The following is a 15,409-nucleotide window of genomic DNA, read 5'->3' on the forward strand; positions in this document are numbered from 1 at the left end:
ATTCATAATGATAAAAAAAGACGACATGATAAATAGAAACATATATAAATTGCTGCTCTTGTTTTGTGCTTCCGTAAAAATAAATGCACAGCAAATCCCGGCTCCAAAACAAACAAAATCAGTTTTGATTTTAAATGCCACAGCACACTTAGGTAACGGAAAGGTAATTCAAAACAGTGCCATTGGATTCAAAGAGGGTAAACTTACTTTAGTAGCCGATGCCACGACAATCAGACTTGCTGCTGATCCTTATGACACTACTATTGATGCCACAGGCAAACATGTATATCCAGGATTCATTGCCGCAAACTCTACTTTAGGATTGGTAGAAATTGATGCCGTGAAATCATCAGTTGACGAGGAGGAAATTGGAACATTTAATCCGAATGTGAGAAGTATTATTGCTTATAATTCAGAATCGAAAGTAGTAGAAACGGTGCGTCCAAACGGTGTTTTGATGGCTCAGGTTACGCCAAGAGGGGGAAGAATTTCAGGAACATCTTCAGTAGTACAATTGGATGCCTGGAGCTGGAGAGATGCTATTTTGAAAGAAAATGACGGAATTCATCTTAATTTTCCATCCGGTTTTAAAAGATCCGGATCATGGTTTGAGCCTGGTGTTATTGAAGCTAATAAAGATTATGTGAAACAGGTTGAGGAAATAAATGCTTTCCTGATTAATTCAAAAGCATACAATCAAACTGCGGCCAAAGAAAGAAATATTGTCTTAGAAGCTACCAAAGGTCTATTTGACGGAACGCAAACGCTTTATATTCATGCAGATGAAGAGAAGCAAATTGTAGATGCCATTCAGCTTGCGGCAGATCATCAAATAAAGAAAATTGTTATTGTTGGTGGATTTGAAGCTTATAAATCGGCCGAAGTTTTACAAAAACACAATGTTGGTGTACTATTAAGACGTGTTCATGATATGCCGACAAGTGATGATGAAGATGTAAATTTACCATACAAGATGGCAAAAATACTAACAGATAAAGGTATAGTCGTTGGGCTTGAAAACAGTGGCGATCACGAACGTATGAGCGTTAGAAACCTGCCTTTCTTAGCTGGAACTTGTGCTGCCTTTGGTTTAGATAAAGAAGTAGCAGTACAGCTGATTACTCTAAATGCAGCTAAACTATTAGGTATTGATGCCAGTTGTGGAACTTTAGAATCAGGTAAAGACGCCACTTTATTTATTTCTGAAGGAGATGCATTAGATATGAGAACAAATAAACTAACCTCTGCTTTCATTCAGGGAAGAACTATTAATCTCCAAACATTTCAAAGCAAGCTGAGCGACAAATTCAAAGCGAAGTACGGACAGAAGTAGTCTAAAAATAATTCTATCAAAAAAGGCATCATATGAAATCTTCATTTGATGCCTTTTTTATTTAAAAAATGAAACGATTTGTCATTTTTTATAAATATTTGACCATAATTACTCTTAAAATTAGAATTATTTTCATTGTTTTTTGTTAAGACAGCCGAAAAAACCTACACATTTCTAACTTCAGTTTAATAAATTGTAAAATTTAAGTTCATTTTAACAAATACACATAAAATATAGGGGGTTAAATTTAAAAATTAACAAAAATTAAACATTAGACTCTATTTTTAATAGGGGTGTCGAATGATTTTATATTTTTATAAAAATTTTAAAAACTAAATAACTATGCGAAAAATTATTTTAAGTGTGATTCTTATCACTATTTTGGTACTGACTTTTGTATCAAATTTCATCTTATCAGACAATCCAATTCCAGCAGAAGCTGTAAAGTTTGATACCGGAGATACCGCTTGGATGATCGTTGCAACTGCGTTTGTATTGTTAATGACACCTGGTTTAGGATTTTTCTACGGAGGTATGGTAGGTAAGAAAAACGTTATCAGTACCATGCTACAAAGTTTTATGGCAATGGTAATTGTTACTATTCTATGGGTTGTTGTTGCTTTTGGTTTAGCATTTGGTCCTACTATTGGCGGAATCATTGGAGATCCAACTTCTAATTTATTCTTTCAGGGTGTTGGTACAAGTACTGCCTGGAGTCTTGCCCCTACAATTCCTTTTATGTTATTCGCATTATTTCAAGCAAAATTTGCCATCATTACACCAGCGTTAATCACAGGTGCTTTTGCAGAGCGCGTACGTTTCTGGGCATATTTACTATTCATGGTTTTATTTATCTTATTCATATATTCACCATTAGCTCACATGACGTGGCATCCTGATGGAATTTTCTTCAAAATGGGAGTATTAGACTTCGCTGGAGGAACTGTAGTCCACATGAGTGCTGGATGGGCTGCATTGGCCGGAGCGATGTTTTTAGGAAAAAGAAAAATTCAAAAAGTGAACCCTGCCAGAATTACTTATGTATTATTAGGAACTGGTTTATTATGGTTCGGATGGTTTGGTTTCAACGCAGGTTCTGCTTTAGGATCAAATGGTTTGGCTGTACAAGCTTTAGGAACTACAACTGTAGCTGCTGCTGCTGCTGCAATGGCATGGGTTTTCCTTGATAAAATATTAGGACACAAATTATCTGCACTTGGAGCTTGTATTGGAGCTGTTGTAGGTCTTGTTGCTATTACGCCTGCTGCTGGTTTCGTTAGCATTCCTCACGGAATTTTCATTGGAGCTTTTGCTGCTATCGTAAGTAACTTAGTAGTAAGTAAATTCCCTAAAGGAAAAATTGATGACGCTTTAGACGTGTTTGCTTGTCACGGTGTTGGTGGTATGGTAGGTATGTTGTTAACGGGAGTTTTTGCTTCAAAAGCTATTAACCCGGTAGTTGGTGACAATCAAGGTTTGATTTTCGGAACTCCAACATTGTTCATCAACCAATTAATTGCACTAGTAATCGTTTCTATCTTTGCTTTTGTAGGATCTTATATTTTATTCTTTGTTGTAAATAAAATTACTCCTCTAAGAGTTACTGAAGAAAAAGAAGAATTAGGATTAGATATCTCTCAACACGGCGAATACCTATAAGAATTTAATTCCCCCCTTTTGCCTTAATAAAAAAATTCCTCTAAGAGCTCACACTTAGAGGGATTTTTTATTAAGAATATAGAGTAAAGAGCAAAGAGAATAGATTTACTCCCAATACTTCGTTGTAAATAAAATTACTCCTCTAAGAGTTACTGAAGAGAAAGAAGAATTACGACTAGATATCCCTCAACATGGAGAAAACCTATAAGAATTTAATTTCCGATTTGCCCAATCAATAAAAAAGCACTCTAGGTTTTACTTAGAGTGCTTTTTGTTTTGAATTAACTTTCCCCTGAATTATTTCAGATTTTAGACTGTAGATTTTAGATTTCTAATCTACATATTCTATATTCTATATTCTATATTCTATATTCTATATTCTATATTCTATATTCTATATTCTATATTCTATATTCTAAAATCTTTCCTCTTGCCTCTTGCCTCTTTCTTCTACTTAAAATTCGAAATCCCGGTTTTCAACCAAGTCAAATATTCTTCAACATCTACATAACTAATAGTAGGTTTTGAACTGTTTAGATTCTTTCCTTCCAGATCAGTAATAACATATAAAGGCTGCGTATTTGTTTTGTATTTTGAAATCATAAAGTCAGTCCATTTATCACCAACCGTTTCAATTTTATCTCCTTTTGCGGTAACAAATTGTTCTTCTTTTGGCAGCGGGCGCTGATCATCAACAAAGAGAGAAATCAAAACAACCTCATTTTTCAAGATGGGTAAAATTCTTTCATCAGACCAAACATTGTTTTCCATCTTTCTACAGTTTACACAAGCATGACCTGTAAAATCTAACATAATTGGTTTATTAATAGACTTCGCATAAGCTAATCCATCTTCATAATCAGTAAAAATCATTATACCATGTGGACCTAATTCTGCCCCCTCAGGCAAACCTTTTATTTCACCGGTAGTAGCTGCTCCATTACCTGAACCTCCAAATCCAAGAGGACTTTCGCTATAGGTTTGTGGAGGTGGAAACGCACTAATTAATTTCAAAGGTGCTCCCCAAAGTCCCGGTATTAAATAAATCGTAAAAGTCAACACTAATAATCCGAATGATAATCTTCCAACTGAAATATGATTGGTCGGACTATCGTGTGGCAATGTAATTTTTCCGAAAAGATAAAATGCTAAAGTTCCAAAGATTGCAATCCAAATCGCTAAGAAAACTTCTCTTTCTAATAAATGCAATTGCAAAACCAGATCAGCATTCGATAAAAACTTGAAGGCCAAAGCCAGTTCTAAAAACCCCAAAACCACTTTTACCGTATTCAACCAACCGCCTGATTTTGGCAAAGAATTCAACCAACCCGGGAACATTGCGAACAACATAAATGGCAATGCCATAGCAGATGAAAATCCTAACATTCCAATAACCGGAGCAATTCCACCATTTGAAGCTGCTTCAACCAATAAAGTTCCAACAATTGGTCCTGTACAAGAAAACGATACAATTGCCAAAGCTAATGCCATGAACAATATCCCAACTATTCCTCCTCTGTCTGCCTGTTGATCTGCTTTGTTTGCCCATGAATTTGGAAGCATAATTTCAAACGCTCCCAAAAAGGATACAGCAAATACAATTAATAAAACGAAGAATATTAAATTAAACCAAACGTTTGTAGACAAAGCATTTAAGGCATCTGCTCCAAATATTTTTGTTACGATCAAACCTAAAATTACATAAATCGCGATAATGGCTAATCCGTAAATAACAGCATTTCGAATTCCTTTCGCTCTGCTTTTACTTTGTTTGGTAAAGAAACTTACCGTCATTGGAATCATCGGGAAAACACAAGGCGTTAATAACGCTGCGAATCCGGATATGAATGCAATGAAAAAGATAGACCACAAACTTCTGGTTGGTGCAGGAGGCGGAATGTCATTATCTTTTGCAGCTGCAACTTCAGCTTTAGCTGTTTCTTTTTTAACTTCTTTTGTTACAGTTGATAAAGTATCAATAGCAATCCCTGTTACTTTTGTTTCATCTTTTTTAGCTTCAGAAACCGTTGCAACAGCTACCATTTTGAAAGAGGCCGGAATTGCAATAGAGAATTTTTTACTCGAATTGATACAAACCTCTTTACAAACCTGAAAGTCAAAATCGACATCAACTGTTTTTAAATCCGGGTTTGTAATAGTAATTTCCTGTTCGATATGTGCTTTTCCTTCAAAAAAAATTTCGTTTACACCAAAGACATCGTTAAAGGCAGTTTTTGTTTTTCCTTCTTTGGCTTTACCAACCAAATTGTAATTTCCTTTTTGATTTTTAAACACAATTTCTAAAGGAAGGGGTCCTCCATCTGGCGTAAATTGCGAATACATATGCCAGTCTTTTTCAATAGTTCCATCAAAAATTAAAACAGCATTTGTTCCTGATTTTTTTTCAATTTTAGCCGTCCATTTTACCGGTTCTAAAATCTGAGCGTTACCTTTTGCAAGAGCAAAAATGAAAAATAACAAAAAAACGATGGTTTTATTCCAGATACTTTTTGAAGTTATCGTTTGACAGGATTGAGTAAAGTTCATTATTGTAATTCTATTTTAAGTATGTTATTAGTGGTATTTTCTATTTTAAAACGTTCGTCCTGCCTGATTCCGACAACCCAAACAATCTGATTATCAGAACACAAAATCCATGTTTTTTCCTTTTCGATCAGTGATAATTTTTCATCTTTAAAAAGTTTGCTGACTTTTTTAGATTTTCCATTCATTCCGAACGGATGAAAAATATCGCCTTCGTTCCATTTACGTAAAACCAAAGGAAACTGGATTTTTTCGGCGTCCACAAAGATAGCTTTATTTGAATCTAATGTTATGTGATCTACGTTACATAGCCGCAATTTTAAGGGAAAATTAACGTCTTGATCCTCTTTATTGATGTGATATTCGTCCTTTTCATCCTCTTCTGAAATTGGACTTAATATCAAGGCATTTCTATTTTTTAGCAATCTAAATTCGGCAGAAAACACTTGTTTTCCAGATTGTCCATCAACCAAATCATAAATATCATTCCATGCCAAAAAGCCAAATTCATTTAACCATTGATACAAATACGATTTATAATTGGGCAATTTTTGAAGTTGATTTAAATCGAAATGAATGTCCTCACCTACTTCTTTCGCCACTTGCTGATAAATCATAATGGAAGCATCTTCAACCATTTCCTGAGATTCCTGTAAATACGATTGCGTTTTCTGGAAAGCGCTCAAAAAGTTAGGATTGATTTCTTTCAGCATCGGAACTAAATCATGGCGGATTTTATTTCGAAGATATTTATTCGATGCATTACTGCTGTCTTCACGCCATTCGATCTTATTTTCTTCAGCATATTTCAGGATTTCATCCCTTGAAAAAGGTAAAAGCGGACGAATAATTTTATCGTTTTGTTCCGGAATTCCAGTCAAACCATCCAAACCGGTTCCGCGGGTTAAATTGATAATGAAAGTTTCCAGATTATCGTCAGCATGATGCGCTGTAAGAATATAATCGAATTTTTCATTCTCCAAAAGCTCATAAAACCAACTGTAACGCAGTTCGCGTGCCGCAACCTGAGTGGATAATTTATAGTCTTTTGCAAAAGCTTCGGTATCAAATTGAGTAGTATAAACAGGAATATTGTTCTGATCGCAATAGTTTTGAATAAAACTCTGATCCCCAAAACTTTCTAATCCGCGTAGCTGGAAATTACAATGCAAAACCGCAATTTCAAAAGGTAATTGCTGCAGTAAATGCAACAACACCATACTATCCAAACCTCCGCTAACTGCGAGAAATAGTTTTTTATCTTCCAGAAATGGAAACCTCGAAATGATGTGATTTTGAAATTTTGAAAACATTTGATAAATGTAAAGAATTAAATTCGATCAATTTTTAAATGAAATGTTAAGCGTGTGTTTTTTTGCCACGAATTCACGAATTATCCTTTGAATATGTGGCTATATTTTTTTTGCCACAAATTCCACAAATTTTCACTAATTATTTCACGCAGATTTAAAAAGATTTAAGCGGATTTATTTTAATAAAATCTATTCAACTTTTTTTAATCATTTTAATCCATAAATCTGTGGGCAATATTTTTCATCTAATAATAATTCGTGAAATTGAATTAGTTAAAAAAAAATTAGTGCCAATTCGTGAAATTCGTGGCAAACCTTTTTTATCGCAAAACCTCATGCATTGCCTTTGCCTTCAATAGACATTCTTCGTATTCTTTTTCAGGATCAGATTGTGCTGTAATGGCGCTTCCTACTGAAAAAGAAACGTATTCATTTTCCTGATTGTACAAAATACTTCTGATCACGACATTAAAATCAAAATCACCTTCTGGCGTAAAATAACCAACTGCTCCACTGTATAAACCACGTTTGGTTTCTTCCAGATTTTCTATAATTTTCATTACTGAGATTTTCGGAGCTCCCGTCATACTTCCCATTGGGAAAGTCGTTTTCAAAACATCGACCGGAGCATATTGAGAATCTAGCTTTGAAGTTATCGTCGAAATCATTTGATGCACCTGTAGAAACGAATAGATCTTGCAAAGCTCTGCAACTTCTACAGAACCTTTTTGTGCAGTATGCGACAAATCATTTCTGACCAAATCGGTAATCATGATGTTCTCGGCTCTTTCTTTTGAATCTGATTCTAAGAATTGCTTTGACTTTTCATCTTCAATCTGATTCGAAGAGCGCTTTGAAGTTCCTTTTATCGGCTGCGAAATAATAGTTTCTCCCTCCTTTTTCAGATAACGTTCTGGTGAAGCCGAAAGTAAATATTGTTTGTGATTTTTAAAGAAAACCGAAAACGGTGCCTTCGAAATTTCATTTAATTTTAAAAATTTTTCCAACGGATTGATAATGGCATTTTCTGCATAAAATTCCATACAGAAATTCGCTTCATACATATCTCCAATGTGAATATGATGAAGCATTTCATTTACTTTTTCAATATAAGATTCTTTAGAAATACGCTGTTCAATCTTTAAAGCTGCCGCACTTTCGACTTTCCACTTTTGACTTTCGACTATCTCATTAAAATCCTCTTCAACCTCATCATCGCAAAGCAATAAATATCTGATTTCAAGTTGATTTCCTTTTAATAAAAATATTTTTTTGGGCTGAAAGAAAAACAAATCCGGAAAATTTAATCCGTCAAAATTAGCCGTTTTCAACTCTTCAACATCATTTTTTAAATCATACGTCAAATAACCAAAAAGCCAGTCTTTAGTGGTTTGCTGATATTGTTTTAAATCGTCAAAAGCATTTTGGAAATCGGTTTTTAAAGAGGTAAAAGCATCTACCGCCAGTACGCAATCAAAATTGGAATATTGTTGCGTATGCGAATTACTGTCTAAATAAACAACCTCACGAAATTGCTGTGACCAAGTTAGAAGCTGCTGTTTAAACTGCTCTGGATTTGAAATAGGTTTATGAATGGAAACTCTCAAAAAAGTATAAATTTTAGACTTCAAAATTACGACAAAAAAAATCCTTCAATAAAGTAATCCTCAAAAATTATTGGCACACTTTTTAGTATATCGAATTAGTGCTAATTATTAAAACTTTTCTTGCCATTTGATTAAAAAATTACTCGCGCTTTTATTACGTACAAAATCCTGTTTACATCGTGTAAATAGTCTATTTATTAATCAAATTTTATAACCTTTATGAAAACAATTGAACAATTAGGTTTGACTACCTTGGTGATTATCGCATTACTATTTTCTTGTAAAAAAGCAGATTCTACGGCTACGGCAGATGTTGCAAATTATGAATCTACGGCAGACAGCACGGCTGTTTCGTCATCGGCTGCGGTCGAGAAAAAAGACAGCAAACAGAAATTTATTCGAACAGCTGATATCAAGTTCAAGGTTAAAAACGTCGTCAAATCTACTTATGCAATTGAAAACGCCGTAGCAAAATTTGGAGGCTTTGTTACGTACACCAACCTGCAAAGCAATATTCATGATCAGATTAAAACTAAAATAAGCCAGGACAGTACGCTGGAGACTACCAAATTTTCAGTAGAAAATAATATTACAATCCGTGTTCCCAACACCCAGCTTGATACTGTAATTAAAAGTATTGCCAGACAAATCGACTTCCTGGATTTCAGAGTGATCAAAGCCGATGATGTTTCTTTGAAGCTATTAGCCAATCAGCTTTCACAAAAAAGAAGTTCTACAAATGAAAAAAGAGTTGAAAAAGCAATCGATACTAAAGGCAAAAAAATAAATGATATTATGGAAGCTGAAAATGCTTTAGCCAACCAAAAAGAAGCGAATGATAGCAAAACTATTGATCATTTATCGATGCAGGATCAAATTAATTTCAGCACCGTTACTTTACAGCTTTATCAAAACGAAACCATTAAACAGGAAATAACCGCAGGCGAAAAAGATTCTGCTTATTACAAACCTAATTTAGGAATTCAAATTATTGATTCTCTAAAAAACGGCTGGTATATTCTTCAGGCAATATTAGTGTTCTTTATAAATCTGTGGCCTTTTATATTACTGACTTTAGGTGGATTTTTTCTTTATAAAAGATACATTAAGAAATAAGAAAAGTGTTAATAAAATAGCAATATCGTAATGAAAAAATCGTTATATTTGATATAGCATTCAATTAATCCCAAAATAGAATTGTTTTGCTTACAAAATCCTCAATAAAATGATCTTTAAAATAGAATTTCATTTTTGACAAGGACATTCAATATATACGATTTCCAGCAGATAATTATATTTTTTAACCTCTTAAAAATCCTAAGTATTATGAAAATTGCTACAATTATTGTCCGTGTGTTAATTGGTCTTTTGCTGCTTTTTGCTTCGATCAGTTATTTTTTCCACCTAATGCCTGAACCAGAAACTACAGGAAATTTCAAAGCCTTTAATGTAGGTTTAATGGCTTCGACGTATTTAATGCCTTTAGCTAAATCAATCGAACTACTTTGCGGAATTGCATTTGTAACAGGACGTTATGTAACATTGGCTAATATTTTGATCTTACCCATTACGGTAAACATTTTGTTTATTAATTATTTCTTAGCTCCGGAAGGTTTGCCAATTGCGGCATTATTATTCCTGGCTAACTTATTCTTAATTTACAGATATTGGGATAATTACAAAAGTGTTTTTAAAGCATAAATTTCACCTTACAACTTTAAATAACAAACCCGACAAATTTAGAACTTGTCGGGTTTGCTATTTATTGGCCGGTCCACGATAAATGCTGTGGAAAAATATAAAGAATGTATTGAATAATTATTTTTTACTACGGAGATCACTAAGATTTTTATCTTTTGAATGCTGTAGAAAACACAGAGTTCACAAAGCTAGATCAATACAAAGTTCTGAACTTTAACTTTTTATAAAAGCTAAGAATAAAATTTAGTGTTTTCTGTGGTATTTTTGTACTTTATCACAGGTTTTGGTTTGCTTAAACGCAATGTTAGCAAAGGATTTACCCAAGGCCCACAAAGGTTAATTACATATAGCTTTGCGAACTTATTAAAGATCCTGTAAACACAGCAGAAAAAAACTTTGCGCGCTTTGCGGTAATTTTTTTTGCTGCTCCACAGGTTTTCATGTTGGTCTTAATTGGCTTTATTATGTTCGACCCAAACGAGATCTGTAACATTATAGCCAATTTCCTGTGCTTTGATAAGATAATCTGCTTTTACACTTTCAGGAATAGTCGTTTCTCTGGAAAGAATCCACATGTATTTTAAACTTTCTCCCGCTACAAGTGCGTATTTATAATCCGGATCAACGGCAATTACGTTATAACCGGAATAAAAAGGACCAAAAAACGAGACCTTAAGCATACCAACATTGTCCTTTTTGACGAATTTGGCTTTCCCGATGCTTTCTTCCCATTTGTCTTTTTTGACATTATAGCCCCTGTTATCAACTTTAATCGTGCCATCATCCTTAAGAGAATATTCAGCCGTTACGTTGTTTAAATTTTTCTCCCATTTATAATCTAATCTTGCAATTTCAAACCATTTTCCAAGATACTTTGCTTTGTCAAAATTAGTGACTGCAACCGCTTTTTTTGGAATAGTTGATTTACACGAAGTAAGTACAAATGCAATTCCTGCTCCTATTAGAATTGGAGCTATATATTTACTTTTCATAATGTTATCTTTTTATATAAGTAAAGATAGCACCTGAATTACACATCTAATTTACAAAATTATTTTTGAATTTTATATTTTATGAACCATAAAATTACAGCAAAGAAAAACCCATCACTCCCAGATTGGGAATGATGGGTTTTAAATATGATTTACGTAAAATTATACGTGTAACGCTCTGTTGTCAGTAGCTGCTAATGCTGCTTCTTTTACCGCTTCCGCGAAAGTTGGATGCGCGTGGCTCATTCTTGAAATATCTTCAGCAGAAGCTTTGAATTCCATTGCCGTAACCGCCTCAGCAATTAAGTCAGCTGTACGTGCTCCAATCATGTGAACTCCTAAAACCTCATCTGTTTTAGCATCAGCAATGATTTTCACGAATCCGTCTAAGTCTCCACTTGCTCTTGCACGACCTAAAGCTTTGAATGGGAAGCTACCTACTTTATATTCTGTTCCTGAAGCTTTAACCTGCTCTTCTGTTTGTCCAACTGCAGCAACTTCTGGCCAAGTGTAAACTACACCAGGAATTAAGTTATAATCAATATGCGGTTTTTGACCTGCTAAGATTTCAGCAACCATAGTTCCTTCTTCCTCTGCTTTGTGTGCCAACATTGCTCCACGAACAACATCTCCAATTGCGTAAATATTTGGAACGTTAGTTTGTAAATGATCGTTTACTTCTACTTGTCCTCTGTCTGAAATTTTCACTCCAGCTTTGTCAGCGTTTAATCCGTCTGTGTAAGGACGACGACCAACAGAAACTAATGAATAATCTCCTTCTAAAGTGATAGTTTCTCCTTTAGCATTTTCAGCCTGAACTACAACAGCATCACCGTTTCTTTCAACTGATTTTACTTTATGAGAAACGTAGAATTTCATTCCTTGTTTTTTCAATACTTTCGTCAATTCTTTAGACAAAGCTCCGTCCATTCCAGGAATGATTCTGTCCATGAATTCTACTACAGAAACCTGAGCTCCTAAACGAAGGTAAACTTGTCCAAGCTCGATTCCGATAACTCCACCGCCAATAATTACTAAGTGTTTTGGAACTTCTTTTAAAGCCAACGCTTCAGTAGAAGTGATTATTCTTTCTTTATCAATTTTGATGAAAGGTAAAGAAGATGGTTTTGAACCTGTAGCGATTACAGTATATTTTGCTTCGATAGTTTCAGATGTTCCGTCAGCTTTTGCAACTGCAATATGTGTTGCGTCTACGAAAGAACCTAAACCATTGAAAACAGTGATTTTATTTTTATCCATTAAGTAGTTGATTCCACCTACGGTTTGATCTACAACTGCTTGTTTGCGCGCGATCATTTTCTCTAAATTGATTTTCACATCACCAGAAACTTCGATTCCGTGATCTGCGAAATGAGCAATTTCTGCATAATGATGAGAAGAAGAAAGTAATGCTTTTGAAGGAATACAACCTACGTTAAGGCAAGTTCCGCCCAAAGAGTTATACTTTTCTACAATTGCTGTTTTGAAACCTAATTGTGCGCAACGAATTGCTGATACATATCCGCCAGGACCTGAACCTATAATGACTACGTCAAATGAACTCATAGTTTGTCTATTTTATTTTTAGCGATACAAAATTAAGGAATAAAGTTTTGTTTAAAGTTTAAATTTCAATGTTTTTTGTGTGAATTTTGAGGTGTTGGTTTTCTGCCACGAAGGCACTAAGACACGAAGTTTTTTTTTAAAAAAGGATTGTGGGTTTTACTGTTAAGTTTGCAAAGTTTTTGTTTTTCTAATCTCGCAAAGTCGCAGAGTCGCGAAGTTTTTTTTAAGTGAATGGTTTTATCGTTCTGTTTGTCATTTCGACGAAGGAGAAATCCTCGCGAGAAGCTCGACAAAGATTGGGTTCTCGTTGCGGAGTTACTTGCGAGGATTTCTCCTTCGTCGAAATGACAGAAAATGAGAATAAAAACCTTTGAACCTAAACTTAGAACCTCAGCAACTCAGAACCTTAGAATCTCTAAAAAGAAATCACTGTCGAATTCTTCACCTCACTAATCATAAAGGTACTTTGTGTGCTTCCAATATGTTGCAAGGTTGTCAGTTTGGTTACCAAAAATTCTCTGTAGGCTTCCATGTCTTTTACTAATACTTTTAATATGTAGTCGTAATCTCCGCTTACATGATGGCATTCTAAAACTTCGTTTAGTTTGATGACCTCGCTTTCGAATTTGGTTAGGAATTCTTTGGTGTGTTGAATGAGTTTTAAGTGACAGAAAACCACAAAACCTTTTTCGATTTTTGATTTATCAACCAATGCTACGTAGTTTTTGATAATTCCTTCTCGCTCCAGTTTTTTTATTCTTTCGTAAACTGCTGTTACCGAAAGATTCAGTTTTAAGGATAATTCTTTGGTAGTCTTTTTACTGTCGGTTTGTAATAGAACCAGGAGTTTTTTATCAGTGGCGTCTAAGGTCATGATTGTTGATTGTTGATTATTGTTCTGCTGAAAAAAAATCTATGAATTTGGACTTAATCGAACAAATTTAAACTAAAAATCTTTCACACGTCATTTTTATAGTTTTAAAATCTAATTATTAAGTAAATCATTGATTAATTTTCTTATTAGATGTTATTTTGGACTGATTTTCTTTTGAAAATGAGTGCACTAGCCCTGATAGAAGCGGCATCCTTTTATGGTGGGGTTCACCATAAAAGATATAGCGAATAGCAGGAAATAGCTCCTAAATTTTATACTAACCAGGCTTTAAACTCAAACAACTTGAAACCTGAAACTTAAAACTTGAAACAAAAAAAACTAAAACATATGAAAGACTTTAATCCGGCAGATAAAATTCAGGATTTGCAATACTTTGGAGAATTTGGGGGTGTGAATCCTTCGATTTCTGATTCTTCTACTTATACTTTCCTTTCGGCAAAAACGATGTTCGACACTTTTGAAGGAAATATGGAAGGTTGTTATTTGTACTCGCGTCATTCGTCGCCAAGTAATTTGTATTTGGATCAGGCTTTGGCGGCGATGGAAGGAACGGAAACGGCAAACGTATCAGCTTCTGGAATGGGTGCGATTACGCCTACGCTATTGCAGCTTTGCGGTGCGGGCGACCATATTGTGTCAAGCCGAACTATTTATGGCGGAACGTATGCTTTTTTGAAAAATTTCACCCCTCGATTCGGAATTGAAACGAGCTTTGTAGACATCACAAAATTGGATATTGTAGAAGCTTCGATTACACCAAAAACGAAAGTTATCTATTGTGAAACCGTAAGTAATCCTTTGTTGGAAGTTGCTGATATTGCTGGTTTGGCAAAAATTGCAAAAAAGCATAATTTGAAATTGGTAGTTGATAATACCTTCTCGCCTTTATCTGTCTCTCCTGCAAAATTAGGTGCTGATATTGTGATTCACAGTTTGACGAAATACATCAACGGAAGCAGTGATACCGTTGGTGGTGTAACTTGTGCCTCTAAAGAATTTATCAATTCACTGAAAAATGTAAACTCCGGAGCGAGCATGCTTTTGGGACCAACGATGGACAGTTTGCGTTCGGCTTCGGTAATGAAAAATCTTCGTACGCTTCATATCCGTATCAAACAACACAGTCATAATGCACATTTTCTAGCTGACAAATTTGAAGCGGATGGTTTGAAAACGGTTTATCCTGGATTGAAAAGCCACCCGAGTCATGAGTTATATAAAACGATGATTAATCCGGAATATGGTTTTGGCGGAATGATGACGATTGACGTTGGAACTTTAGAGAAGGCGAATGAATTAATGGAATTAATGCAGGCAAGAAACTTAGGTTATTTGGCGGTAAGTTTAGGGTTTTACAAAACACTTTTCAGCGCGCCCGGAACTTCAACTTCAAGCGAAATTCCGTTAGAGGAACAAGCTGAAATGGGATTGACAGATGGTTTGATTCGTTTTTCTATTGGATTGGATAACGATATTCAGCGTACTTATGAGATGATGAAGGCTTGTATGGTGGAGCTTGGGATTTTAAAATAGACTAGCTTAGATTTTAGACATCTTAGATTATTAGATTAAAATTTTTCGCCACGAATTCACGAATTTTTAAAACAAATTAATTCGTGAGTTCGTGGCGATTTTTTTTACTGAGACAGTAACCACACCAATTTGTCATTTCGAGGAACGAGAAATCCCCGCAAGTAGCTCGACAAAGATTGGTGATTTCTGTGCGGAGCTACTTGCGGGGATTGCTTCGCCAGTTCGCTATCGCTCGTGTCCTCCTCCGTCGGAATGACATAAAACGC

General features: G+C 34.8%; 11 protein-coding genes. 5 read left to right on the plus strand and 6 right to left on the minus strand.

Translation table 11 applies throughout. From position 1 onward, the window contains the following. The first annotated feature begins 25 nt into the window (after positions 1 to 25). Together BUA98_RS21390 and BUA98_RS21395 are read left to right on the plus strand one after the other, a co-directional pair. The gene (locus BUA98_RS21390; RefSeq protein WP_072976058.1) at positions 26 to 1,333 is read left to right on the plus strand and encodes an amidohydrolase family protein; all 1,308 of its coding nucleotides are present in this window, start codon (positions 26 to 28) and stop codon (positions 1,331 to 1,333) included. A gap of 342 nt (positions 1,334 to 1,675) precedes the next feature. Continuing rightward, positions 1,676 to 2,992 carry an ammonium transporter gene (locus BUA98_RS21395; RefSeq protein ID WP_072975918.1) on the plus strand — a complete coding sequence of 439 codons (1,317 nt, stop codon included), beginning with the start codon at positions 1,676 to 1,678 and terminating at the stop codon, positions 2,990 to 2,992. Between the two features lie 450 nt (positions 2,993 to 3,442). On the opposite strand, the gene BUA98_RS21400 is transcribed toward BUA98_RS21395, so the two are convergent. The 3 genes from BUA98_RS21400 to BUA98_RS21410 all read right to left on the minus strand — a co-directional run bounded on the left by BUA98_RS21400 (position 3,443) and on the right by BUA98_RS21410 (position 8,456). After that, positions 3,443 to 5,539 (minus strand): protein-disulfide reductase DsbD family protein, encoded by a 2,097-nt coding sequence (locus BUA98_RS21400; RefSeq protein WP_072975920.1) that lies wholly within the window; start codon positions 5,537 to 5,539, stop codon positions 3,443 to 3,445. Next, positions 5,539 to 6,849 carry a tRNA lysidine(34) synthetase TilS gene (gene tilS / locus BUA98_RS21405; protein WP_072975921.1) on the minus strand — a complete coding sequence of 437 codons (1,311 nt, stop codon included), beginning with the start codon at positions 6,847 to 6,849 and terminating at the stop codon, positions 5,539 to 5,541. The genes BUA98_RS21400 and tilS overlap by 1 nt, the downstream gene beginning before the upstream one ends. A gap of 320 nt (positions 6,850 to 7,169) precedes the next feature. Then, complete coding sequence (locus BUA98_RS21410) at positions 7,170 to 8,456, minus strand: anthranilate synthase component I family protein (protein ID WP_072975923.1); 1,287 nt, start codon at positions 8,454 to 8,456, stop codon at positions 7,170 to 7,172. A gap of 219 nt (positions 8,457 to 8,675) precedes the next feature. Between BUA98_RS21410 and BUA98_RS21415 the strand changes: the two genes are divergently transcribed. Together BUA98_RS21415 and BUA98_RS21420 are read left to right on the plus strand one after the other, a co-directional pair. Then, the gene (locus BUA98_RS21415; RefSeq protein ID WP_072975925.1) at positions 8,676 to 9,572 is read left to right on the plus strand and encodes a DUF4349 domain-containing protein; all 897 of its coding nucleotides are present in this window, start codon (positions 8,676 to 8,678) and stop codon (positions 9,570 to 9,572) included. A 210-nt stretch (positions 9,573 to 9,782) separates the two neighbouring features. Continuing rightward, positions 9,783 to 10,157: a DoxX family membrane protein gene (locus BUA98_RS21420; RefSeq protein WP_072975927.1), complete on the plus strand. Its 375-nt coding sequence runs from the start codon at positions 9,783 to 9,785 to the stop codon at positions 10,155 to 10,157. Positions 10,158 to 10,606: 449 nt separating this feature from the next. Here BUA98_RS21420 and BUA98_RS21425 read toward each other — a convergent pair whose 3' ends face one another. From BUA98_RS21425 to BUA98_RS21435, 3 genes are all read right to left on the minus strand, one after another. Then, on the minus strand, positions 10,607 to 11,149 hold the full coding sequence (locus BUA98_RS21425) for a lipocalin family protein (protein WP_072975929.1): 543 nt from the start codon (positions 11,147 to 11,149) through the stop codon (positions 10,607 to 10,609). 162 nt (positions 11,150 to 11,311) lie between these two features. Continuing rightward, entirely contained in the window at positions 11,312 to 12,715 is a 1,404-nt protein-coding gene (gene lpdA / locus BUA98_RS21430) for a dihydrolipoyl dehydrogenase (protein WP_072975931.1), read from the minus strand. Positions 12,716 to 13,130: 415 nt separating this feature from the next. Next, positions 13,131 to 13,589, minus strand: a complete 459-nt coding sequence (locus BUA98_RS21435; protein ID WP_072975933.1) for an Lrp/AsnC family transcriptional regulator — start codon at positions 13,587 to 13,589, stop codon at positions 13,131 to 13,133. Positions 13,590 to 13,937: 348 nt separating this feature from the next. Here BUA98_RS21435 and BUA98_RS21440 point away from each other — a divergent pair, with 348 nt between their 5' ends. Then, positions 13,938 to 15,143 carry an aminotransferase class I/II-fold pyridoxal phosphate-dependent enzyme gene (locus BUA98_RS21440; RefSeq protein WP_072975935.1) on the plus strand — a complete coding sequence of 402 codons (1,206 nt, stop codon included), beginning with the start codon at positions 13,938 to 13,940 and terminating at the stop codon, positions 15,141 to 15,143. Positions 15,144 to 15,409 lie beyond the last annotated feature (266 nt).

Source organism: Flavobacterium saccharophilum, assembly GCF_900142735.1.
In the GTDB taxonomy this organism is placed as follows: Bacteria; Bacteroidota; Bacteroidia; order Flavobacteriales; family Flavobacteriaceae; genus Flavobacterium; species Flavobacterium saccharophilum.